Raw genomic sequence first — 21,121 nt, 5'->3', positions numbered from 1 at the left:
TGGTCATGTGCGCGTAAATTGTGTCGGCGCGATCATTTTCGACGCCTCTGACCAGCTTCTTCTCATCCGGCGCGGCCGCCCGCCGGGCAAGGGCCTGTGGTCGCTCCCGGGCGGCCGGCTGGAGCCCGGCGAGAGCGACGCGGCCGGCGTGCGCCGCGAGGTCATGGAGGAGACCGGGCTGCGCGTCGAGGTGGGCCGCCTGGCCGGCACGGTGGAGCGTCCCGGGCCGGACGGCGTCACGTACGTGATCCGCGACTATCTGGCGACCTGCGCCGGCGGCGTGCCCGTGGCCGGTGACGACGCCGCCGACGTGCGCTGGTGCGGCCCCGGTGAGCTGGCGCTCCTGCCGCTCACCGAGGGGCTGCTCGCATGCCTGACCGAGTGGGCCGTGCTCACCGGCTGGCGGTGAGGCTGGAGGTCCACAGGATCAGGTGGTCGGTGTCGTACGTCGTGGACCTGCCGAGCGCCACCACCTCCGTGCCGCTGATCGCCACGGCCGTCAGGGCCTGCATGCCGAGGCCGGAGAGCCGGTCCCTGGTCAGGGCCATGCGGTTCCACGACAGGCCGTCCTGGGAGACCCAGGCCGCGCTGTCGCCCTCGCCCGGGACTCCGTGCCAGCCGACCGCCACCAGGCCCTGGTCGCCCGCGGCCAGGTCGTGCACGGCCGCCGCCTGGTCCGCGGGCAGCCAGGCCGTCGTCCAGCTCTCGCCGTCGTCGTCGGAGACGGCGGAGAAGGCGCGGCGTGAGCCGTCCGTCACGGCCGTGCCGATCGCGACGAGCTTGTCGTGGTACGTCGTGACCTGCCGCAGCCCGGCCGACGTGGCGTCCGGCGGGGTGACCCGTTTGCGGGCGCTCCAGTTCACGCCGTCGTCGGAGAACCAGACCACGCTGTTCTCCCGGTCGCCGGTCCCCGACCCGCCGACCGCGACGTAGCCGCCCTGGGTCGCGATCACGTCGTGGACGCGTACGCCCGAGCCGCCCTGGGGCAGCTTCCTGGACCGGGTGTACTTGCGCAGGTCGGGCGTGAACCACATGGCGGCGGCCACCGAGCCCGCCTGGTCGTGGGACTCGCCGGCCAGCACGTACCCCTTCTTGCCCGCCGCGACGGCGTGGGTGTCCAGGTAGGGCCGGTCGCGGTCGCGGGCCAGGTCGCCGGAGACCGGCACGCGCCGCCAGTTCTCGCCGTCGTCGGAGGTGACGAGCAGAGGGTCGGTGACGGCCAGGTTCGTCTGGGTGCTGCCGGCCGCCAGCCAGCCGCGCCCGCCGTGGGCGACGTCCTCCAGGATCTGCCTGCCGGGGCCGCCGAGGCTCATCGACTTCCAGCGCTGCCAGTTGCTGATCGTCCACAGGCCGGCGTCGCCGGAGGCGGCGCCGACCGCTACGTACCGGCCGCCGGCGGCCGCCAGGCGGGTGGTCTCGCGCGAGACCCTGGTCAGGCCCTCGACCTGGCCGAGCTGGACGCGGGAGGCGGCGCCGCGCGGCGGCGCGGTCATCAGCACGAGCTGGTTGTCGACGTCGGAGGCGGCCTGGTCGCCGCCGGCGAACAGGGTGCCGCCGTCGGAGATCGTGAACCCGCGCAGCGTGGCGCCCGCCAGGTCGCCGAGGTCGGCCCGCTTGGCCCAGCCGCGGCCGTCGGCGCTGGTCAGGACCGAGTACCTGCCCAAGGTGGCCTGGCTGATCGCGGCCACGCCGGACCGGTAGGAGACCAGCGACTCCACCCCGGGGCTCTCGCCGCTCAGTCCGCCGATGGAACCGCACTGCGACCACTGGGCGCCGGTGGGCGAGCAGTAGACGCGCACGCCGCCGTCGACCGTACGCTGCCTGGTCGGCACCAGGACGAACCGTTTGGGCAGCACGGCCACCGTGCCCGTGCGCGGCTCGGCCTCGGGCAGCTGGAAGCCGGTCGCCTGCCAGCCGCGTCCGCCGTCGGACGAGCGCAGCACCCGCGAGCCGCTTCCGTCGGACGGGCGGCCGACGGCCACGACCGTGTCGCCCTGGGCGACGACCGCCCTGATCTCCTGGACGTCCAGCCCTCTGGTCTCCACGCGCTCCCAGGCCCGGCCGTCGGACGAGCGCCAGGCCGCCGGGCCGGGGCCGCCGTCCCCCGGCGTGGCGCCGACGGCGACGAAGCCGGAGGCCGTCCTGGCGATGTCGTAGATCTGGTCGCCGGGGCGGAAGGCGGCCATACCGGTCGCGTTGACCGTCGTCCAGCTGAAGCCGTCGACGCTGGTCCACAGGCCGCGCTCGCCGGACGGGCCGTCGCCGCCGCTGGCCAGCCAGCGGCCGTCGCCGCCGACCACGCGCTGGACGATGGGCGTGGAGGCGCCGCTCACCTGGCCGAGCTGCCAGTGCTTGCCGGCGTCGGGCGAGAACAGGAAGAGCGGGCGCGGGGTCGGGCTGGTGGTGTCGCTGCCCACCGCGACCACCGCGCGGCCGACGGAGACGATGTCGTTGAGCTTCTGGTTGGTGCCGACGCCGGCGGCCGGGACGGTGAAGAGGTCGTCCCCCGAACGGCCGGTGCCGGCCTCCAGGCGCAGCCCGGTGGCGTCGGTGTCGCTCCAGCGCCATACGAGCACCCCTGCGGCCACCAGGAGCGCCAGGGCCATGGTGAGGGCTATGGGGGCGGCCCTGCTGCCCCGGTGCACGGGGCTGGACCTGCGTACGGCGGCCGGGGCCGGGCCTCTGTGGTGCCTGCCGCCGGCCCCGGCGGGGCGCGGCGGGCCGGTGGCGACCAGCAGGTCCGGTCTCGTGGGACGCCCGCCAGGCGGCCGGCCCACCCGCCTCACCTCGGTGTCCTCCTCACCGGCCGCCGCGAGCTCGGCTTCCCGGCCCTCGGGATCGCCGGACTCGGGGACGCGGGACTCCGGGACGCGGGACTCCGGGACGCGGGACTCCGGGACGCGGGACTCCTGGACGCGGGACTCCGGATCGCCGGATTCGGGGGCGCCGGGCTCGGGGTCGTGCGGTCCATGGGCCCAGGATCCGGAGTCGTGCGGTCCGGGGGTCTCCGGCAGCGAGGGCGGGGGCTGTGTGGCGGGGGCCTCGTCGGCGGGGAGCGGCAGGTGGTAGGGCGGCTCTCGGTAGGGGCCCGCGGGGGCCGTGCCCTCCTGGGGGCCGTCGGCGGGCGGAGCCGGGGGCCCGGACGGGGGCCCAGGGGGCGGGGGCGCGGCGGAGGGTTCCTGGCGGGGCGGGCCGCCGGCGACGAGCTTGTCCGGGCGGTTGACGATGCGCCGGGGGCGGCGGCGCGGCTCGACCTCGGGCTCGGCCGTCGGCGAGCTGTACGGTCTGCGCCCCTTGGGCGGCTCCTGCGGCGATTCCTCCGGGATCGGGGACGCGAACGGCGGCATGCCCCAAGGGGAGGTCAAGGGTAAGCCCCGGGCCCGGTCGTCGGTGGGCCCGGGCGGGGAGTGGCGGATCCTGGGCTCCCCGGAAGAGGCCCCGGCCTGCCTGGAGGAGGCCCTGGGCTGCCCGGGAGAGGTTCCGGGCTCCTCGGGAGAGGGGGGTTCCGCGGCGTCCTCAGGACGCGGGTCGTCGTCGTCCGGCGGTCGCCGTGGCGGATCGCTGGGGCCGGAGGCCACGCGCCGCACCTCCTAGTCGAACTCGTCGTACAGGTGGAACCCGTCGAATCGGACCTGGTCAACCGGGTTGCGCGGGGAAACGGTGAGCGAACGGGCCGTTTCTTTACGGACCGTTCCACAAATCCCGTCCCACCTTATGCGCCTATTTTCTACCCCGTCCCACCAAAACGATCACCTCCGTGACGCCCTCGCCTGTCCCACAGGAACCAGACCAGCATGCCTGAGCCGGATTGGCGAGACCTCTCTAGCGAGATTTCCGCAACCTCCCGCCTGATTTATCCAGAAATAGCACTAATTGCCCGCTTTTTGGATATATAGAACACACCAATCGCATACACCGCGAGCTGCACCACCGTTCCCGACAACGCCTGCCACGGGATGGGCGTCTTGCCCTGGTCCAGCGCGTCCTCCAGGCTGCCCGAGGCCGCGCTGAGCCCGAAGGCCAGCATGTTGTTCATCACGTGCAACGCGATCGGCGCCTCCAGCCCCCCGGTCCGCACGGCCAGCCAGCCCATCACCGCGCCGAAGGCGAACACGTCGAGCAGCCCCACCCACGAGTAGCCGTGCAGCGACGCGAACAGCAGGGACCCGATGAGGATCGCCCACACCGGATTGCGCACGTGCACGCCGACCGCCTGGACGAACCAGCCGCGGAAGATGTACTCCTCGGTCGCCGCCTGGAACGGCACCAGCAGCACGATCACCACGAGGGCGGGCAGGAACCGCCCCCAGCCGACCCAGCCGAACAGGTCGGAGTACCCCTCCCCCGACAAGGACAGGGCCATGACCTGCGCGATCTGGCCCAGCACCAGCGCCAGCACGGCCAGGCCGAGGCAGCGCAGCAACCACGACCAGCGCAGCCGTCCGGCGACCGACGACAGCGTGCCGGGCCTGCGGCGCTGGACGAGCGCGGCCGTGCCGAAGACGAGCGGCAGCACGGCCGCGATCGACAGCAGCACCATCACCAGCCCGAACACCGGATCGCCGAAGATCTGCCCGGGGTCGGTCGGCGCGGGCAGGCCGAGGATCAGCTCGGCGGCCTTGCCCACGAGCAGCACGCCGGTGCCGACGACGAAGAACCCGACGCCCACGAGGATCGTGCCGACGACGGCCCGCCACGGCTCGTTCGCCGGGGCGCGCGCGAGATGGTCGTAACGCGCCCCCTGCGGCGTCGGCAGGAACCAGGACCGCGACTGCGGCACGGGCGGCGGCCCATAAGGATAGACGGGCGGCCCAGGCGGCTGACTGCCATATGGCGGATTCGGTCCAGGGTTCTCCTGCATCCATACATTCTGTCTGCCGGGTGAGCATTAGTTCACAGACGACCCGCCCCTTTGGGCGGATGCTCGGAGTCGTACGGCATTTCGCCCTTCCGACTTTGGGAGCAGTCCATGTCAAGGCTGGGACCATTCATCACCCTGGCGGCGGGCGCGGTCCTGGCCGCGGGGCTGGGCGTCGCCAGCGTCACCGCGGCACCGGCGGCCGACACCGCACCCACCACCGCGGCCGACACCGCGCCCACCACCGACACGGCCGCGGCGGGATCCCCCACCGAGGCCGCCGCCGCGCCATCGCCGTCCGTGTCGCCGTCCGTGTCATCGTCCGCGTCGCCCGCGCCCACCGAGGCCGCGAAGATCCCCAAGGCCGACTACGGCGGGTACGTCAAGGGCAACGGCGGCCTGATAGCGATCTCCGTCCGCGACGGCAAGGCCGTCGGCTACTTCTGCGACGGCAGGTCGGAAGCCTGGTTCAAGGGCGGCGAGGCCGGCGGGAAGGCCGTGCTGAAGGGCCCCGGCACGGCCCGGCTGACCGCCACGCTCGGCGGCGGACGCGCCAGGGGCAGCCTGTCCGTCGGCGGCGGGAGGTGGACGTTCACCGCGCCCGCCGTGGTCCGGCCGTCAGGGCTGTACCGGGCGACCGCGCAGGTCAGAGGCGCGAAGCTGCGAGCGGGCTGGATCCGCGTCCCGCGCCCCGGCGGGGGCTACGACCAGGTCGGCGCCGCGTTCCTGGGCCAGGACCAGGTGGAGATCCCCCGGCTGGACGCCGGGCGGCCCACCACCCCCGTGACCGTCGCCGGCGCCACCGTCCTGCCGAAGGACGTGGACGGCTTCATCGAGGAGATGCAATGACCGCCATTCACCGGCCCTCGCACCGGCCCTCGCCCGGCACGGCCGCCGTGCTCCTGCTCCCGCTGCTGGCCGGCGGCCTGGTGGCGCTGGGCCTCGGCGTGTACGGCCGGGCGCACACGCCCACGGGGTTCGCGATCGGCCCGGCCGGGTTCTCCGGCGCGCTGCCGATGAAGGCGTGGCTGACGACCGGGGCGTTCGCGCTGGCGATCGTCCAGGTGGTAACGGCGCTGTCGATGTGGGGAAGGTTGGGGATCGAGCTGCCGGACGGCGTACACCGCTGGTCGGGGCGGCTGGCCTTCCTCCTCACGATCCCCGTCGCCTTCCACTGCCTGTACGCCCTGGGCCTGCAGTTCGACGTGCCGCGCGTGCTTGCCCACTCGCTGCTCGGCTGCTTCTTCTACGGCGTGTTCACGGCGAAGATGCTGGCGCTGCCCAAGCGCGACGCGCCGGGCTGGACGTTGCCGCTGCTCGGCGGGCTGGCGTTCACGGCGCTGGTCGGGCTCTGGCTGACCTCGTCGTTGTGGTTCTTCACCGCGGTGGGCGTCAAGGTGTGAACGACTTCGTCCTCGCCAGACCGGCCGCCCTGCCCTTGGCGGCCACGACGAGCGCCATCTTGCGGGACGCCTCGTCGATCATCTCGTCGCCCAGCATGACCGCGCCGCGCCGCTCCACGGTGGTGTAGTGCTCGTACGCCTCCAGGATCAGCTCGGCGTGGTCGTAGTCGTCCTGGCTCGGCGAGAACACCTCGTTGGCCGCCTCCACCTGCAGGGGGTGCAGCACCCACTTGCCGTCGAACCCGAGCGCGGCGGCCCGGCGGGCGATCCGGCGGTAGCCCTCGACGTCCTTGATCTGGAGGTAGGGGCCGTCGATCACCTGGAGGTCGTGCATCCTGGCGGCCATCAGCAGGCGCATGAGGATGTAGTGGTAGGCGTCGCCCTCCTCGTAGCCGGGCGGCTGCTCGCCGACCACGAGGGTGCGCATGTTGATCGAGGCCATGAAGTCGGCCGGCCCGAACACCAGGGCCTCCAGCCTCCTGGACGACCCGGCGATGGCGTCGACGTTGACCAGGCCGCGGGCGTTCTCGATCTGGGCCTCGATGCCGATGCGGCCCACCTCGTAGCCCATCGACCGCTCGATCTGGGTCAGCAGGGTGTCGAGCCAGACGACCTCGGTCGGGTCCTGGACCTTGGGCAGGATCAGGCAGTCGAGGAACTCCCCGGCGCCCTCCACGACCTCGATCACGTCCCGGTACGTCCACATCGTGGTCAGGTCGTTGACCCTGACCGCGCGGGTCCTGCCGGTCCAGTCGCCCGCGCGCAGCGCGGTCACGACGTTCTTGCGGGCCTCGTCCTTGGCCAGCGGCGCGACGGAGTCCTCAAGGTCGAGGAAGACCTCGTCGGCGGGCAGGGTCTGGGCCTTCTCCAGGAAGCGGGGGTTGCTGCCCGGCACGGAGAGCACGGAACGACGTGAGCGCATGCGCCAACGCTAACGGCTGCGGGGCGGCCCGCGGCAGGCGTCCCCCGTCTATGGGCACGATCAGCTGTTCCAGTAGCGCTGCTCGCGCCAGGGGTCGCCGTAGTTGTGGTACCCGGCCCGTTCCCAGAAGCCGGGCCGGTCGCGGTCGAGCAGGCGCAGGCCCTTGACCCATTTGGCGGACTTCCACAGGTACAGGTGCGGGACCAGCAGCCGGGCCGGGCCGCCGTGCTCGGCGGGCAGCGGGTCGCCGTCGAAGGTGTGGACGATCCACGCCCTGCCGCCGCGCAGGTCGGCGAGCGGCAGGTTGGTCGTGTAGCCGCCGTGGCAGTACACCTCCGCGAACTCCGCCCGCGTGTCCACGTCGTCGAGCAGGACGTCGATCGACACGCCCTGCCAGTCGGTGTCGAACTTCGACCAGCCGGTGACGCAGTGGAGGTCGGTGTGCGGGGCGCTCTGGGGCAGGTCGAGCAGCTCGTCCCAGGTCCAGACGCGTTCCCGGCCGGCCTCGGTGACCAGGGTGAACGTCCAGCCGGCGGTGTCCACCTGGGGCGTCGGGCCCGCGGACAGGACGGGGAAGCCGGGCGTGAGGTACTGGCCGGGCGGCAGGCGGTCGTCGTGCCCGCCGCGTCCCTTGAAGCCCTTTGAGACGACGGCCACGTCAGCCACCTCCCTGCACGGGCGTCTCCAGCAGGCCGAGGCCGGGCATCGCGGCCATCATCCTGCCCGGCGCCTCCACGAGGGTCATGAGCACGTTGTCGCAGTTCGGGCAGCGCAGCACGGTGCCGGGGGCGGGGCCGTACACGGTGGCCTCCCCCAGCGGGCCGTTCATGCCGCACTGCGCGCAGACGCCCTGCGCGGCCGTCATGTCCCGGCCGAAGAACTGGGCCAGCGGGCCTGCCGCGGCGTTGCCGTCCACGGGTTGTTGCATGGTGTCTCTCCTAGCCGTACCGCTCGGTGCGGATGTCGGTGGGCGGGTAGCCCAGGGCGGTGAGGATCGCGGCGACGTGCTCGACGAACGCGGTCGGGCCGCAGACGTAGGCCAGCGGCTCGTGGGCGGGCGGCCAGGCCAGCCGGACCAGTTGCGAGCGGTCCACCCGGCCGACGGGCTCGGGCCAGTCGGTGGGGGCCGAGCGGGTGTAGACGAAGGTCACCTCGGCGCCGGCGGCCTCCAGCTCGTCGCGGTAGATCACCTGGCCGGGGTCGCGTACGGAGTAGACCAGCCGTACCGGGGTGCCGTCGCCCAGCCGGGCGCGGTGGCGCAGCATCGAGCGCAGCGGCACCACGCCGGACCCGCCCGCGACCAGCAGCAGCGGCCGCCGCTCCGGCATGGGCTCCCACACGAAGTAGCCGCCGATCGGGCCGCGCACCTCCACCTGGTCGCCGGCCTCGGCCACCTCCACCAGGTACGGCGACACCTCGCCCCCCGCCACCCTGACCACGGTGATCGAGGGCCGCTCGCCGGGCGCGCCGGCCAGCGAGTACGCCCGGGTCGCCTGGTAGCCGTCGTCGGCCGTCAGCCGCACGTCCACGTGCTGACCGGCGCGGTGTCCCGGCCAGCCGGGCACGTCGAGCAGCAACGTGCGCGTCTGGTCGGTCTCCGGGACGACCTCGGCGATCGTGGCCGGCTGCCAGGTCAGTCGTCGTAGTACCGCTGTTCCCGCCATGGGTCCCCGAAGTTGTGATAGCCGGACCGCTCCCAGAAGCCTGGGCGGTCCTCGTCCATGAGCCACAGCTCGTGGATCCACTTGGCGCTCTTCCACAGGTAGTGGGCGGGCACCAGCATCCGCACCGGGCCGCCGTGCTCGGGCGGGATCGGCGCGCCCTCGTAGGCGTAGACCAGCCACGCCTTGCCGTCCACGATCTCCTCGACCGGCAGGTTGGTGGCGTAGCCGCCGTAGCTGACGGCCAGGGCGTACCCGGCCGCCCGGTCGGCGCCGGTCAGCAGCCGGTCGAGGGACACGCCCGTCCAGGTGGTGTCGAGCTTGCTCCAGTGGGTGACGCAGTGGATGTCCACGGTGATCTGCTCGGCGGGCAGCGACAGCAGGTCCGTCCACGTCCAGGTGGGCTCGCCCGCGCCGCCTCTGACGGTGAACGACCACCGCTCGGTCCGGATGTGCTGCGTCGCCCCCGCGGTGAGCACCGGGAAGCCCTCGGCCAGGTACTGCCCCGGCGGCACCCGCCCGGCCAGCTCCGGCCGCGGCCGCCGGAAGTGTTTTCCGGCGAAGCCGCGAGAGACGATCCCCATGAATGCGGTTCTCCCCGACAGAGCACCCGGAGGACACCAGAAAAGGGCAAAGTGTTCAGCCAGTGAATCCGTGGGCGCGCAGGCGGGCGATCAGGCCGTCGATGCCGCACGGCTGGTTCCAGCCGGTCGAGGAGAAGATCTCGTCCCTGCCGCCGACGGCCCGGCCGCCGGGGTCGTCGGTCACTTTGTGCAGGATCACGCCCTGCGGGGGCGTCGACGAGGCGACCGCACGTCCCTCGACGACCTTGCCGGTCGGTCTGGCGCGGTTCATGAACAGCAGCACCCGGGTGCCCGGGGGCGCCGCGCGGGCGAAGTCGGCCACGCTGTGGACCGGCGTGCCCGCGTCGTCCACCGCCGCCCCTTGGTAGAAGGCGACGTCCGCGACGTCCGCGGCGGCGCCCTTGAGCCGCTCGCCGACCTGGGTGCGCATGAGGACGTAATGGGTGCGGTCCCCCGGGATGCCCTCCTCGACCACGGGCCCGGCGACCCAGCCCGTCACCTGGCCGGTGACGACGGTCTCCACCTTCCCGGCGAGCGCCTCGGGCGTCGGGGACGCCGGGTAGTCGTACACGGTCTGCCGCAGGACGCGCGTGTCCAGCGGGCCCGTACGGGCGGAGGCCGCGCACCCGGACGGCGGTTCCGGACCGGCGGCGCCGCAGCCCGCGACGAGGAGGAGCACGAGGATGAACGACCGCATACCGGTGAAACGCGCGCGGGCCCCGAGCGGTTCGGGGGTTACAGTCTGATCGTGAGCGACGACATCGCGGCCATCGAGGAGGGCGCCAAGAAGTCCGGCATCCTCTGGCTCGCCCTCGACCGCCCGCGCCTGGCCTGGCACGCCTGGCACGACGGCGCCATCTACCTCGTGACCGGCGGCGGCGAGCAGGACCTGCCGGGGCTCGGCGCGCTCGACCGGGTGCGCGTGACGCTGCGCAGCAAGGACAACGGCGCGCGGCTGGTGGAGTTCGACGCGGCGGTCTCGGTCGTCGACCAGGCCGCGGCGGCCGACGCCGTGGCGGTGCTGGCCAAGGAGCGGCTCAACGCCCCCGACAGTGAGCACCTGACCGAGCGCTGGGCCCGCGACTCGACCGTCCTGCGCCTCACTCCGGACCGCTGACCCTCGGCCGCGCCGGGCCCGCGGCGGCCGGGCTCACACCTGGGCGGTGATCTCGGCCGGCCGGTCCGGGGCGGCGGCCGGTTCGCCGCCCGAGGTGGCGGTCTGGGCGAGCAGCGCGCCGCCGAGCACGATCAGCCCGCCGACGATCTGGAACACCCCCAGCGTCTCGCCGACCAGCGCCCACGCGACCACCGCGCCGCCGATGACCTCCAGCGAGGCGACCGTCGCCCCCACCGCCGCCGACAGCCGCCGCACCATGTTCATGCTGAGGATGTACGCCAGCGCGGTCGCCACCAGCACCAGCCACAGGTACGCCCCCAGCACCGGCAGCGTCGTGCCGCCCTGCGGAGCGACGGAGACCGTGAAGGCCTCCCAGGGGATGTCCCAGGGCTGCGCGAAGGGGACGAGCACGACGGCCGAGCCGACCATGCCCCAGGCGACCAGGCCGAGCAGGTCGATGTCGGGGCCCATGCTGTCGCCCATCAGGAAGTACCCGGCGCAGCACGCCCCGGCCAGCAGGCCGAGGAGCAGGCCGACCGCGTCCAGGCGCATGCCCTGCCACGCCTCGACGACGATCGCCAGGCCGACGAACGCGATCACCGCGCCGACGTACGCGGCCCCGGCCAGGCGTACCTTGCGGACGAGCCGGACCCAGGCCACCACCATCACCGGCGCCATGAACTCCAGCAGCAGCGCGATCCCCACCGGCAGCCGGGTGATGGCGACGAAGTAGAGCGACTGCACGCCCGCGACGGCCATCACGGTGTAGAGCCCGAGGAACGGCAGCCGGGCCCGCGGGATGCGCAGGGCCCGCGGCTTGACCACCGCCAGCACCGCGACCAGCAGCAGCCCGGCGCCCGCCATCCGGGTCCAGACGGCCTCGACCGGCGCCAGCCCGGCGGTGATGAGGTACTTGGCCATCGGCCCGGAGAACGCGAAACAACACGACGACACGAATGCCAGTGCGAGCCCCGCCAGCCTCATGGTGTACCCCTAGTGCCCAGTAATCAGCGTTAAATGCGTTTGATACTGACATGCCAGGCAACCGGGGCGCAACGGCGTCTCACTGTTAGCCTGGCCCACGTGAAGATCTTCGTGGCCCGGCTGGCGGGGACCCCCGTCTTCGACCCCACGGGCGATCAGATCGGCCGGGTCCGCGACGTGGTCGTGGGCCTGCGCATCACCGGCAACCCCCAGGTGCACGGCATGGTCGTCGAGGTGCAGCCGCGCCGCCGGGTGTTCCTCCCGATCACCCGCGTGCGCCGCATCGAGGCGGGCGCGGTCGTCTTCACCGGGCGGCTGAACATGCGCAGGTTCGAGCAGCGCGCCTCGGAGACCCTGGTCATCGGCGAGGTGCTCGACCTGTCCGTGCGCGTCGGCGACGAGCCCATGACCGTCTACGACGTCGCCATGGAGGAGACCCTGCCGTCCCGGTGGGAGATCACCAAGGTCGCGCTCTTCAAGGGCCGCCGGCGCGAGCCCAGGACGGTCGACTGGACCGAGGTGTCCGGCTTCGACACCCTGCAGAAGGACCAGGGCGCGGCCGGGCTGATCGCCGCGTTCGAGTCGCTGCGCGCCGCCGACATGGCCAGCGCCCTGCACGAGCTGCCCAGCAAGCGGCGCATCGAGATCGCCCGCGAGCTCGCCGACGACCGCCTGGCCGACGTGCTGGAGGAGCTGCCGCCCGACGACCAGATCGGCATCCTCGGCACCCTCGAACCCGAACGGGCCGCCGACGTCCTGGAGGAGATGAGCCCCGACGACGCCGCCGACCTGCTGCACGACCTGCCCGAGGACCAGGCGGCCAGGCTGCTGGCGCTCATGGAGCCCGGCGAGGCGGCCCCGGTGCGGCGGCTGCTGACCTACGCCGACGACACCGCGGGCGGCGTGATGACCAGCGAGCCGGTCGTCCTGCCGCCCAACGCGACGGTGGCCGAGGCGCTGGCCCACATCCGCCAGCAGGACCTGCCGCCCGCCGTCGCCGCCCAGGTCTACGTGACCAGGCCGCCCACCGAGACGCCGACCGGCACGTACCTGGGGGTCTCGCACTTCCAGCGGCTGCTGCGCGAGCCGCCCTCGACGCTGCTCGGCCGCGTGCTCGACCCCTCGCTCGACCCGATCAGGCCCGACTTCACCCTGCGCCAGGTCCACGCCTTCCTGGCCAACTACAACCTGGTCGCCGCCCCGGTCGTGGACGAGCTGGGCAGGCTGGTCGGCGCGGTGACCGTCGACGACGTCCTCGACCACCTGCTTCCCGACGACTGGCGCGAGGGGGACCACCGTGACCACTGACCGGCTCGACCAGCCGCGGGCGCTGCGCCGATCGCTGCGCCCGCACTACGACCCCGAGGCGTTCGGCCGCCTCTCGGAGCGCATCGCCCGCTTCCTCGGCACGGCCCGCTTCATCGTCTACATGACGGTGTTCGTGGCGATCTGGGTGATCTGGAACATCGCCGCTCCCCCGGCGCTCAAGTGGGACCCGTACCCGTTCATCTTCCTCACGCTGATGTTGTCGCTCCAGGCCAGCTACGCCGCGCCGCTCATCCTGCTCGCCCAGAACCGCCAGGACGACCGCGACCGCATCCAGTACGAGCAGGACCGCGAGGCCGCCGATCGCAACCAGGCCGAGATCGAGTACCTCACCCGCGAGATCGCCGGCCTGCGCCTGGCACTCAACGAGGTCGCCACCCGCGACTACCTGCGCGCCGAGCTCGGCCGGCTGCTGGAGGAGCTCAACAAACGTCAGTGACGTCGAGCCTGGCCAGCAGCGCCCGCACCTCGCCGAGGTCGCCCGCGCCCAGCAGGTCGAGGAACTGGTTCTTGACCCCGCGCAGGTAGGTCGGCGTGGCCTCGGCCAGCCGCGCGGCGCCCGGCTCGGTCAGCACCGCGAACAGCCCGCGGGCGTCGTCGGAGCACGCCTCCCGCCCGACCAGCCCGTGGCGCTGCAACCGGTCGATCAGCCTGGTCAGCCCGCTGCGCGAGAGCAGCACGCGGTCGGCCAGGTCGTTCATGCGCAGCCGCCGCCCCGGCGCCTCGGCGAGCTGCGCCAGCACCTCGTACGAGGCCAGCGGCAGATCGTGGGCCACCAGCAGCTCGGCCTCCAGGCGGCGGGCGATGCGCACCTGGGCCCGCTGCAACATCCGCCAGACCGCCAGTTCCTCGGCGGTGAGCCCCTCGTCGCGCAGCAGAGTCACGCAGTAACCTTAGACGTTGTTGCACAGACACCTAACAGCGCGGATTAACTGAGCGGCGCCCCTGGTTCATACCATGGAGGGGCATTTCTCACTGGCTTTCAGCGCCTGTCACACATAGACCGACTAAGGAGGGACGGCACTCCCTCGTGCCGAGACTTCGATGGCACCAACCCAGGAACAGGTGACGGCCGCCCTCGCCACCGTCATCGACCCCGAGATCCGTCGCCCGATCACGGACCTCGACATGGTCAAGAACATCGAGATCGCCCCCGACGGCGCGGTCCGGGTGGGCGTCTACCTCACCGTGTCAGGCTGTCCGATGAAGGACACCATCACCCGCGACGTGAAGACGGCGGTCGGCAAGGTCGGCGGCGTGACGGACGTCCAGATCGAGCTCGACGTCATGAGCGCCGAGCAGCGCAAGACCCTGCAGACCAAGCTGCGGGGCGACCGGGGCCCGGAGAAGGAGATCCCCTTCAACCAGCCCGGCTCGCTGACCCGCGTCTTCGCCGTCGCGAGCGGCAAGGGCGGCGTGGGCAAGTCGTCGGTCACGGTCAACCTGGCCGCCGCGATGGCGTCCAACGGCCTCAAGGTCGGCATCGTCGACGCCGACATCTACGGTCACAGCATTCCTCGCATGCTGGGCGCCGCCGAGCGTCCCACCAAGGTCGAGGACATGATCATGCCGCCGTCGGCGCACGACATCAAGGTCATCTCCGTCGGCATGTTCAAGCCCGAGGGCAACACGCCGGTCGTGTGGCGCGGCCCGATGCTCGACCGGGCGCTCCACCAGTTCCTGGCCGACGTCTACTGGGGCGACCTCGACGTCCTGCTGCTCGACCTGCCGCCGGGCACCGGCGACATCGCCATCTCGGTGGCGCAGCGGCTCCCGTCGGCGGAGATCCTGGTCGTGACCACGCCCCAGCAGGCCGCCGCCGAGGTGGCCGAGCGGGCCGGCTCGATCGCCGCCCAGACCCACCAGCAGATCGCCGGCGTCATCGAGAACATGTCCTGGCTGCCCTGCCCCCACTGCGACGAGCGCGTGGCCGTGTTCGGCGAGGGCGGCGGCCAGACCGTCGCCGACGCCCTGACCCGCACGCTGGGCGCCCGCGTCCCGCTGCTCGGCCAGGTGCCGATCGACCTGCGCCTGCGCGAGGGCGGCGACGAGGGCAAGCCGCTGGTGCTGACCGACCCCGACTCGCCCGCCGCCGCGGAGCTGCGGAAGATCGCCGCCGGTCTGAGCAAGCGCTCCTCCAGCATCAAGGGCATGCAGCTCGGCCTCGCGCCCAACCGTTCCTGACCCGCTCACGCGAAGACGGGCCCGCCCAGCGGAAGCTGGGCGGGCCCGTCGCGCGTCTGCAGGGTGTGTCAGGTGGCCTCGGAGTCGTAGGGGGGCAGCTCGCCATAGGCGAGCTCCGACGGCGGCTCAGCGGCGTCGTAGGACGCGACGGCGGCCGGCTCCAGATCCTTGGGGCGGCCGTTCCAGTCGTCCTCCAGCTCGTCGAGGAGGTGCTTGCGGACGAAGTTCTTCGGGTTGAGGTCGGCGGGGTCGAAGTTCTGGAACTCCGGCCCGAGGCCCGCCCGCAGGTCGTCGCGCGCGTTGTTGGCCATGCGCCGCAGGTTGCGCAGTGTCTTGCCCGCCTGCGAGGCGGCCTGCGGCAACTTGTCAGGACCGAAGACCAGGAGCGCGATGACGATCAGCGCTCCGACCTCCATCCACCCGAGTCCGAACACCGTACGCTCCTACCCGCAGTCCACAATCCTCTCCACAGACTAAAGGCTCCAGCCCGTGGCTGAACCGTCCCCCATGGGTCATATCACTCAGGACGGGGTGGGAGCCGGCTGATCGTCGGCGACGACGGTGAGGGTGGCGGTGCGTTCCGCTCCGGCGCGCTGGTACTTGATGGTGATCTTGGCGCCCGGCGCCTTGCTGCGGATGAGGGCGATCAGCTCGTTGCCGTCCTGCAGCGCCAGCCCGTCGACCTCCAGGATGACGTCGCCCGCCTTCAGCCCGGCCTTGTCGGCGGGGCCGTTGGCGTCGACCGGCTGGCGGCCCTCGGCGGGCTCGGAGGCGATGCGCACGCCCTGGCCCTTGTAGTCCTTGTCCAGCACGATGCCGATCTTGGGACGCTTGGCCTTGCCCGTGGTGATCAGCTCCTCGGCCACCCGCCGCGTCTGGTTCACCGGGATCGCGAAGCCCAGGCCGATGCTGCCGCTCTGGCTGTTCACCGAACGGCTGAGGGTGGCGATGGCCGAGTTCACCCCGACCACCTCGCCCCGGCCGTTGACCAGCGGGCCGCCGGAGTTGCCGGGGTTGATGGCGGCGTCGGTCTGGATGGCGCTGATGTAGGCGGGCTCCTCGGTGGCGGCGCCCGTCTCGTCGCCGGCGATGACCGGACGGTTGAGCGAGCTGACGATGCCTGTGGTGACCGTGCCGCTGAGGCCGAGCGGCGAGCCGATGGCGATCACCGGGTCGCCCACCACGACCTGGTCGGAGTTGCCGAGGGTGATCTCCGGCGTGCCGAAGGTCTCCTCGGGCTTGACCACGGCCAGGTCGGAGCCCGGGTCGCGGCCGACGATGCGGCCCGCGGTGGTCTTGCGGTTGTTGAACATGATCTTGATCTCGCCGCCCTTGGCGGCCATGGCGACCACGTGGTTGTTGGTCACCACGTAACCGTTCTTGATCAGGAATCCGGAGCCGGACGCGCCCTCGGTGTTGGTGCCGTTGCCGACCTCCAGCGAGACCACGCTGGGCAGGACCCGCGCGGCCACGCCGGCCACCGAGTCGGGCGCCCTGTTGGTCGCGCCCGTCGGGGCCGGGCCGAGGCTGTAGGACGGGTCGGTGCCGCTGCTGCCCGACCTGGTCAGCAGGTACGTGCCGAGGCTGCCGAGCACGGAGGCCACCAGCGCGATGGCCACGGCGATCGCGATCAGCGCGCCGGCGTTGAGCCCGCGCCTGGGCAGCGCGCCCGCGCCGGGCCCGCCCTGGGGCGGCGGCGCCCACCCCGGGCCCATGCCCAGGGCCTGCCGCGGCGGCGGCGGGTGGTTGCCGCCGTACGCGCCCATGAAGGGCGGCGGCTGCATCGGCCGCGGCCCGGTCTCCGCCGGCCCGAAGGACGGTGTGTCGTAGGCCCGCGTGCCGCCAGGGCTCTCGAACGGGCTCTCGAACCCTCGCGGCCCCGTGGGGCTCTCGAACGACGGGCCCTCGTACGCCCGCGTGCCCCCGTCCTGCGGCGGCACAGCATCGGAACGGCCCGGCGGCTCGTACGGCGACGCCGGGCTCTCCGAACGACTCGGCGGCTCGTAGGCCGACGCAGGACTGTCGGTACGGCCGGGCGGTTCGTACGGTGACACGCCCGGGGTGTCGGAGCGGCCCGACGGGTCGCCCCAGGACGCGCCGAACGAGGCGGGCGGGTCGGACCGGCGGTCCGCCTGCTCGCCCGGCTCGTCGGCGGGCAGGAACTCCGGCCGCCCCTGTGGCTCGGGGAAGTCCGACGTCGTGCGTCCTTCGCCCGGGCGCGTCTCGTCGGTCATCTACGTCTCACCACTCCTTGCTCGGCCACCGCAATCTTTGCTCTGGCGGCATACGAGGGTCATAAAAGGCTTTGTTTGCGACAAATCCCGAACCCAGATCGTATGCCCCTGGCATCGTCGACTACGCCACCCGAGTATCCCAGGCGAGCCCCCGGTTCAAGGCGTGGCGGTGGGCGGCGCGCTGGTGGCCGGTGAGTGCTGGACCCGCCAGAGCTCGACCGGCGGCGGCGAGGTCTGGGGCCCTGTGCCCGAGACCGCGAAGAAGGTGCCGAGTGCGACGGCGGCGGACACCACGCCCACCGCGACGTAGGCCCCGCGTCGCCTACCGCCCCGCCCAGGGCCCGAGGCCCCAGCGGTGGCGTCCCGGCGCGGGCGGTTGTCCAGGGGCGCGATGCTGTGGGGCCCAGGAATGGGCACCCCCCCGAACGTACGGGTAGGAAAAGGGCGCTCCCTCGGCGGCAGCGGCCCGCCCGGCTCCGCCATGCGCAGCAGCGACATGGTCAGATCGGCCGGCATCGCCGGGCCGTCGAGCGAGCGCAGGCGCGACTTCAGCGCCCGCATCGACTCGACCTCCCGCCGGCAGTCAGCACAGAAGGTCAGGTGGGCGAGCGCGCGATCGCGCTCGGTGTGGTTCAGCTCTCCGTCGACGAGCGCCGAAACGCGTTCTCCTAGATGAGCCATATCAGACTTCCTCCCCACTGATCACGGTCGGGGGGAGTTGGGTAGTACGGGGGGCCCGATGGTCGAGCGCCTCCCGCAACTGCGCCCGGCCACGGTGAATACGGCTTCGGACCGTACCCAGCTTGACGCCGAGCGTGGCCGCGATCTCCTCGTAGGACAGGCCCTCGATGTCACACAGCACGATCGCGGCCCGGAACTCGGGGGCGAGCGCGTCGAGGGCGGCTTGGATATCGGGCTCCAGGTGGGCGTCGTCGAACGCCTGCGCCGGCGACGGCTCGCGGCCGCGCAGCCGCTCGGCGGCGTCGTCGGCCAGCCCCTCGAACCTGATGCGCTGCTTGCGCCGCGCCATGTCGAGGAACAGGTTCGTCGTGATCCGGTGCAGCCAGCCCTCGAACGTGCCGGGGGTGTAGCTCGACAGCGACCTGAAGACCCTGACGAAGACCTCCTGCGTGAGGTCTTCGGCATCGTGGACATTGCCGGTAAGCCGGTACGCCAGCCGGTACACGCGTGCGGAGTGAGTCCGCACCACTTCCTCCCATGTGGGAGGCGTCCAATCAGACGACACGGGAGTATCCGCCTGGTGGTCGCTTTCGTCCACCAGCACTCCTCTCTCTGGGACCACCGCTACCGTCATAGTGCCTGGTTTCGTCCCTTCGTGCGCACTGCCTGCCTTCCGGACCGGCAAAGCCCGTTTAAACCTGCAACGCCTTCGGACCGTCCTGAGTTCCCGTGCAGGCGTGACTCCCCTAGGCTGCGATCGGTGACCAATCGCACGAAAGTGGGGGGAGGAGGCCGATGACCAGTCCGGTGGAGGCCACTCTGGCCTATGCGGAGCAGTTCCATCACGAGGATGAGATCCTGCACGCGGCGCGTCAGCGCGGGCTGGAGATGGGTGCGGTGCCCATCCTTCCCGGGGGCGGGGCGGCGCTCTGCTTCCTCGCCACCGTCGTCAACGCCAAGTCGGTCGTCGAGATCGGCACCGGCTGCGGCGTCTCGGGGTTGTGGCTGCTGCGCGGCATGCGCGGCGACGGCACGCTGACCAGCGTCGACGTCGAGCCCGAGCACCAGCGGCTGGCCCGGCAGGCGTTCGCGGAGGCGGGCTTCTCCGGCGGACGGGTGCGGCTGATCTCGGGCCGGGCGCTCGACGTGCTGCCCCGGCTCTCCGACGGCGGCTACGACATGGTCTTCGCCGACGGCGCCAAGCAGGAGTACGTCGACTACCTGGCCGAGGCGGTGCGCCTGCTGCGCGTCGGCGGCGTGGTGGCCTTCGACAACGCCCTGTGGCACGACCGGGTGGCCGATCCCACGCAGCGCGACCCCGACACGGTCTCGCTGCGCGAGCTGGGCAAGCTGGTGCAGGGGGACGACCGGCTGCGGTCGGTGCTCATGCCCCTGGGCGACGGCCTGCTGGCCGCCGTGAAGATCGCCGACTAGCCCGAGCCGCCCGAGGCGCCCGGGTCAGCCCCGGGTCAGCCACTCCAGCAGCACGCGCACGCCGAACCCGGTCGCGCCCTTGGTCAGGGTGCCCTCGTCGACCGTGCTGCGGCCGACCCCGGCGATGTCGAGGTGCGCCCACGGGCGCTTGCCCGCGAACTCCCGCAGGAACAGCGCCGCCGTGATGGACCCGGCGCCGTAGCGGGAGCCGCTCTCGACGTTGGCCAGGTCGGCGATCGACGACTCCAGGGCCGGGGCGTAGTCGTCGATCAGCGGCATGCGCCAGAGCCGGTCGTCGCTGGCCTGACCGGCGGCCAGCAGCTGGGCGGCCAGGTCTTCGTCGGAGGCGTAGACGGCGCCGACGTTGCGGCCGAGCGCCACGGAGATGGCCCCGGTGAGGGTGGCGATGTCCACGACCGCGTCGGGGTCGAGCTCGGCGTCGGCGTAGGCCAGCGCGTCGGCCAGCACGAGCCGGCCCTCGGCGTCGGTGTTCAGCACCTCGACCGTGCGGCCGCCGTAGTGCCTGATGACGTCGCTGGGACGCTGGGCGGTGCCGGACGGCATGTTCTCGGCGGCGGCGATCAGGCCCGTCACGCGCACGGGGGCGCCCAGCCGGGCCAGCGCGGCCAGCACGGCGATCACCACCGCGCCGCCCGCCATGTCGGTCTTCTGGGTCTTCATGTTCTCGGTCGGCTTGAGCGACAGGCCGCCCGAGTCGAACGTGATGCCCTTGCCCACCAGCACGACGTGCCGCTCGGCCGGCTGCTCGGGGACGTAGGAGAGCTGGATCAGCCGGGGCGGCCGGACCGAGCCGCGCCCGACGGCCAGGATGCCGCCGAACCCCTCGGCCTGGAGCTGCTCCTCGTCCCACACCCGCACCGGCAGGCCCTGCTCGGCGGCGCGCTCGGCGAGCCAGGCGGGATGCTTGACCGAGGACGGCATGTTGGCCAGGTCGCGGGCCAGCGCGACGGCCTCCGCCACGATCTCGGCCCGGCGCACCGGCTCCGCGTCGGCGCCGGCGAACTCGATCGCCCGCACGCCCTTCCGGCCCTCTTTGCCGATCTTGAAGGTGTATCCGGCCAGCAGCGCGGCCTCGGCCATCGCCGCCACGTCGCCCTCGGGCGGCACCACGGTCAGCGTGTCGCGGCCCTTGACCTTGCGCGCCAGCGCCGCGCCGGCCCTGCGCAACGCCCGCGGCGAGCCGTCGCCGACTCCGTACAGGAGCACGCGCCCGATTCCGCCCGCCCGCGCCACCGGGACCTCGACGATCTCGCCCGCCTCGCCCTTGGCCTCGTAGTGAGCCAGCAGGTCGGCGACCGGAAGGTGCAGCTCGACGTACGGCTCGACAGCGGGACGCAGGTCGGCGGCGTAGGGCACGGCCAGCAGCTCGGCGCCCTCAGGAACCTCGGCGACCGCGGAGACGGTGGTCTCGATGGGCACGGAACCCTCCAAACGTCAGCGACCCTGGCGCCGGACTTACGCCAGGGTCGGAGGATCAGGTTGTCTCGGGAGCGCTCAGCCGACGACGTTCTTCAACGCCTCGCCGAGCGCCTTTGCCTCGTCGGCGGAGATCTCCACGACGAGCCGGCCGCCACCTTCGAGAGGGACCCGCATGACTATGCCGCGCCCTTCCTTGGTGACCTCGAGCGGACCATCGCCGGTCCGCGGCTTCATCGCCGCCATGCGTGCATCCCTTCCTGCCTTGGGCTCCCGCGGCCCGCGATTTCCGACCG

At 72.5% G+C, this 21,121-nt stretch carries 24 protein-coding genes; 8 read left to right on the top strand and 16 right to left on the bottom strand.

Going from position 1 to position 21,121, the window contains the following annotated elements:
• The first annotated feature begins 7 nt into the window (after positions 1-7).
• Positions 8-409 carry an NUDIX hydrolase gene (locus ACFYUV_RS37185; protein ID WP_387677332.1) on the top strand — a complete coding sequence of 134 codons (402 nt, stop codon included), beginning with the start codon at positions 8-10 and terminating at the stop codon, positions 407-409.
• On the opposite strand, the gene ACFYUV_RS37180 is transcribed toward ACFYUV_RS37185, so the two are convergent.
• Together ACFYUV_RS37180 and ACFYUV_RS37175 are read right to left on the bottom strand one after the other, a co-directional pair.
• Positions 393-3,347: a hypothetical protein gene (locus tag ACFYUV_RS37180; protein ID WP_387677329.1), complete on the bottom strand. Its 2,955-nt coding sequence runs from the start codon at positions 3,345-3,347 to the stop codon at positions 393-395. The genes ACFYUV_RS37185 and ACFYUV_RS37180 overlap by 17 nt on opposite strands.
• Positions 3,348-3,853: 506 nt before the next feature.
• Positions 3,854-4,780 (bottom strand): CPBP family intramembrane glutamic endopeptidase, encoded by a 927-nt coding sequence (locus ACFYUV_RS37175; protein ID WP_387677326.1) that lies wholly within the window; start codon positions 4,778-4,780, stop codon positions 3,854-3,856.
• A 189-nt stretch (positions 4,781-4,969) separates the two neighbouring features.
• Here ACFYUV_RS37175 and ACFYUV_RS37170 point away from each other — a divergent pair, with 189 nt between their 5' ends.
• Positions 4,970-5,707 (top strand): hypothetical protein, encoded by a 738-nt coding sequence (locus tag ACFYUV_RS37170; RefSeq protein ID WP_387677323.1) that lies wholly within the window; start codon positions 4,970-4,972, stop codon positions 5,705-5,707.
• The gene (locus tag ACFYUV_RS37165) at positions 5,704-6,261 is read left to right on the top strand and encodes a DUF6529 family protein (RefSeq protein WP_387677320.1); all 558 of its coding nucleotides are present in this window, start codon (positions 5,704-5,706) and stop codon (positions 6,259-6,261) included. The genes ACFYUV_RS37170 and ACFYUV_RS37165 overlap by 4 nt, the downstream gene beginning before the upstream one ends.
• On the opposite strand, the gene ACFYUV_RS37160 is transcribed toward ACFYUV_RS37165, so the two are convergent.
• Genes ACFYUV_RS37160 through ACFYUV_RS37135 form a run of 6 tightly spaced genes read right to left on the bottom strand, consistent with a single transcriptional unit; the run spans position 6,251 to position 10,125 of the window.
• Positions 6,251-7,183 carry an HpcH/HpaI aldolase/citrate lyase family protein gene (locus ACFYUV_RS37160; protein WP_387677317.1) on the bottom strand — a complete coding sequence of 311 codons (933 nt, stop codon included), beginning with the start codon at positions 7,181-7,183 and terminating at the stop codon, positions 6,251-6,253. The genes ACFYUV_RS37165 and ACFYUV_RS37160 overlap by 11 nt on opposite strands.
• Before the next feature lie 60 nt (positions 7,184-7,243).
• Positions 7,244-7,840: a sulfite oxidase-like oxidoreductase gene (locus ACFYUV_RS37155; RefSeq protein ID WP_387677314.1), complete on the bottom strand. Its 597-nt coding sequence runs from the start codon at positions 7,838-7,840 to the stop codon at positions 7,244-7,246.
• 1 nt (position 7,841) lies between these two features.
• A complete protein-coding gene (locus ACFYUV_RS37150; protein WP_352319227.1) occupies positions 7,842-8,111 on the bottom strand; it encodes a DUF6510 family protein in 270 nt (89 codons plus the stop codon).
• Between the two features lie 10 nt (positions 8,112-8,121).
• A complete protein-coding gene (locus tag ACFYUV_RS37145) occupies positions 8,122-8,847 on the bottom strand; it encodes a ferredoxin reductase (protein WP_387677311.1) in 726 nt (241 codons plus the stop codon).
• A complete protein-coding gene (locus tag ACFYUV_RS37140) occupies positions 8,817-9,428 on the bottom strand; it encodes a molybdopterin-dependent oxidoreductase (RefSeq protein ID WP_352319223.1) in 612 nt (203 codons plus the stop codon). The genes ACFYUV_RS37145 and ACFYUV_RS37140 overlap by 31 nt, the downstream gene beginning before the upstream one ends.
• A gap of 55 nt (positions 9,429-9,483) precedes the next feature.
• Positions 9,484-10,125 (bottom strand): hypothetical protein, encoded by a 642-nt coding sequence (locus ACFYUV_RS37135; protein WP_387677308.1) that lies wholly within the window; start codon positions 10,123-10,125, stop codon positions 9,484-9,486.
• A gap of 51 nt (positions 10,126-10,176) precedes the next feature.
• On the opposite strand from ACFYUV_RS37135, the gene ACFYUV_RS37130 reads away from it, so the two are divergent.
• Positions 10,177-10,545 carry a hypothetical protein gene (locus ACFYUV_RS37130; RefSeq protein WP_387677305.1) on the top strand — a complete coding sequence of 123 codons (369 nt, stop codon included), beginning with the start codon at positions 10,177-10,179 and terminating at the stop codon, positions 10,543-10,545.
• Between the two features lie 33 nt (positions 10,546-10,578).
• On the opposite strand, the gene ACFYUV_RS37125 is transcribed toward ACFYUV_RS37130, so the two are convergent.
• Positions 10,579-11,529, bottom strand: a complete 951-nt coding sequence (locus tag ACFYUV_RS37125) for a DMT family transporter (RefSeq protein ID WP_387677302.1) — start codon at positions 11,527-11,529, stop codon at positions 10,579-10,581.
• 99 nt (positions 11,530-11,628) lie between these two features.
• Here ACFYUV_RS37125 and ACFYUV_RS37120 point away from each other — a divergent pair, with 99 nt between their 5' ends.
• A complete protein-coding gene (locus tag ACFYUV_RS37120) occupies positions 11,629-12,837 on the top strand; it encodes a magnesium transporter MgtE N-terminal domain-containing protein (protein ID WP_387677300.1) in 1,209 nt (402 codons plus the stop codon).
• Positions 12,827-13,294, top strand: coding sequence for a DUF1003 domain-containing protein (locus ACFYUV_RS37115; protein ID WP_387677298.1), 468 nt, complete (start codon positions 12,827-12,829; stop codon positions 13,292-13,294). The genes ACFYUV_RS37120 and ACFYUV_RS37115 overlap by 11 nt, the downstream gene beginning before the upstream one ends.
• Here ACFYUV_RS37115 and ACFYUV_RS37110 read toward each other — a convergent pair.
• Positions 13,278-13,739: a MarR family winged helix-turn-helix transcriptional regulator gene (locus tag ACFYUV_RS37110; protein ID WP_387677296.1), complete on the bottom strand. Its 462-nt coding sequence runs from the start codon at positions 13,737-13,739 to the stop codon at positions 13,278-13,280. The two genes, ACFYUV_RS37115 and ACFYUV_RS37110, sit on opposite strands and share 17 nt — an antisense overlap.
• Before the next feature lie 160 nt (positions 13,740-13,899).
• On the opposite strand from ACFYUV_RS37110, the gene ACFYUV_RS37105 reads away from it, so the two are divergent.
• Positions 13,900-15,039 (top strand): Mrp/NBP35 family ATP-binding protein, encoded by a 1,140-nt coding sequence (locus ACFYUV_RS37105; RefSeq protein ID WP_358294384.1) that lies wholly within the window; start codon positions 13,900-13,902, stop codon positions 15,037-15,039.
• A gap of 68 nt (positions 15,040-15,107) precedes the next feature.
• On the opposite strand, the gene ACFYUV_RS37100 is transcribed toward ACFYUV_RS37105, so the two are convergent.
• The 4 genes from ACFYUV_RS37100 to sigE all read right to left on the bottom strand — a co-directional run bounded on the left by ACFYUV_RS37100 (position 15,108) and on the right by sigE (position 18,588).
• On the bottom strand, positions 15,108-15,473 hold the full coding sequence (locus tag ACFYUV_RS37100) for a sec-independent translocase (protein WP_358294385.1): 366 nt from the start codon (positions 15,471-15,473) through the stop codon (positions 15,108-15,110).
• 87 nt (positions 15,474-15,560) lie between these two features.
• Positions 15,561-17,273, bottom strand: coding sequence for a trypsin-like peptidase domain-containing protein (locus tag ACFYUV_RS37095; RefSeq protein WP_387677293.1), 1,713 nt, complete (start codon positions 17,271-17,273; stop codon positions 15,561-15,563).
• 156 nt (positions 17,274-17,429) lie between these two features.
• Positions 17,430-17,954: an anti-sigma factor gene (locus tag ACFYUV_RS37090; RefSeq protein ID WP_352325383.1), complete on the bottom strand. Its 525-nt coding sequence runs from the start codon at positions 17,952-17,954 to the stop codon at positions 17,430-17,432.
• A 1-nt stretch (position 17,955) separates the two neighbouring features.
• Complete coding sequence (gene sigE / locus ACFYUV_RS37085; RefSeq protein ID WP_352325382.1) at positions 17,956-18,588, bottom strand: RNA polymerase sigma factor SigE; 633 nt, start codon at positions 18,586-18,588, stop codon at positions 17,956-17,958.
• 161 nt (positions 18,589-18,749) lie between these two features.
• On the opposite strand from sigE, the gene ACFYUV_RS37080 reads away from it, so the two are divergent.
• Positions 18,750-19,388 carry an O-methyltransferase gene (locus ACFYUV_RS37080; protein ID WP_352325381.1) on the top strand — a complete coding sequence of 213 codons (639 nt, stop codon included), beginning with the start codon at positions 18,750-18,752 and terminating at the stop codon, positions 19,386-19,388.
• A 24-nt stretch (positions 19,389-19,412) separates the two neighbouring features.
• Here ACFYUV_RS37080 and ACFYUV_RS37075 read toward each other — a convergent pair whose 3' ends face one another.
• Positions 19,413-20,828 (bottom strand): leucyl aminopeptidase, encoded by a 1,416-nt coding sequence (locus ACFYUV_RS37075; protein ID WP_387677290.1) that lies wholly within the window; start codon positions 20,826-20,828, stop codon positions 19,413-19,415.
• 75 nt (positions 20,829-20,903) lie between these two features.
• A complete protein-coding gene (locus ACFYUV_RS37070) occupies positions 20,904-21,071 on the bottom strand; it encodes a DUF3117 domain-containing protein (protein ID WP_020545024.1) in 168 nt (55 codons plus the stop codon).
• Positions 21,072-21,121 lie beyond the last annotated feature (50 nt).

Source organism: Nonomuraea sp. NPDC003560 (assembly GCF_042878785.1).
In the GTDB taxonomy this organism is placed as follows: Bacteria; Actinomycetota; Actinomycetes; order Streptosporangiales; family Streptosporangiaceae; genus Nonomuraea.
The sequence above is the reverse complement of the archived record's forward strand: the minus strand, read 5'-3'. Positions and strand labels throughout refer to the sequence as shown.